General features: G+C 69.3%; 1 protein-coding gene. It reads left to right on the forward strand.

All coding sequences use genetic code 11. The features are described 5' to 3' along the window. The coding region (locus AC3ERS_RS36570) for a phosphopantetheine-binding protein (RefSeq protein WP_431972733.1) at positions 1-1,009 on the forward strand (1,009 nt) is incomplete at both ends.

Genomic DNA, 1,009 nt, shown 5'->3' on the forward strand with positions numbered 1-1,009 from the left:
TCGGTGGTGAGGTGTGTCCGCCGGAGTTGGTGACCCGGTGGGCGCCGGGGCGGCGGTTGTTCCACGCGTACGGGCCGACCGAGGCGACGGTGATGTCGAATATCGGGGATCCGATGGTGGTGGGGGAGCCGATCACGATCGGTGGCCCGGTCCGGGGGGTGTGTGAGGTGGTGTTGGATGGGTGGTTGTGTCCGGTGCCGGTGGGGGTGTCGGGTGAGTTGTATCTGGCTGGTGTCGGTCTGGCTCGCGGCTATCACCGGCGTCCGGGGTTGACGGCGGAGCGGTTCGTGGCGTGTCCGTATGGTGCCCCGGGGGAGCGGATGTACCGGACCGGGGATGTGGTGCGGTGGCGTGGCGATTACACGCTGGAGTATGTGGGGCGCAGCGATTTCCAGGTCAAGCTCCGCGGGTTCCGGATCGAGCTGGGGGAGATCGAGTCGGTGTTGGCGCGGTGTGCGGGCATCGCGCAGGCGGTCGTGGTGGTCCGCGACGACGGTCGTGGGGACCGGCTGGTCGGTTATGTGGTGCCGGTGGATGGGCAGAACGTCGATGTCGAGGCGGTGCGTGCGGCGGTGGCGGCGCGGTTGCCTGCGTATATGGTGCCGGCGGTGGTGGTGGTCGAGGTGTTGCCGTTGACGCCGGTGGGGAAGTTGGATCGTGCCGCGTTGCCGGTGCCGGAGGTCACCGGTGGGGTGTATCGGGCGCCGTCGGGGCCGGTGGAGGTGGTGTTGGCGGGGGTGTTCGCCGAGGTGCTGGGGGTGGAGTCGGTGGGGGTGGATGATTCGTTCTTCGCCCTCGGTGGGGACAGCATCATGTCGATTCAGTTGGTGGCGCGGGCGAAGGCGGCGGGGGTGGTGATCTCGCCGCGGGAGGTGTTCGAACACAAGACCGTTGCGGGGTTGGCGCAGGTCGCTGTCTCGGCCGGGGTGGGCGCGCCGGTGCTCGAGGAACTTCCCGGCGGCGGGGTCGGGGAGGTTCCGGTGACCCCGATCGTGGCGTGGTTGCTCGA

The organism is Nocardia sp. bgisy134, assembly GCF_057708325.1.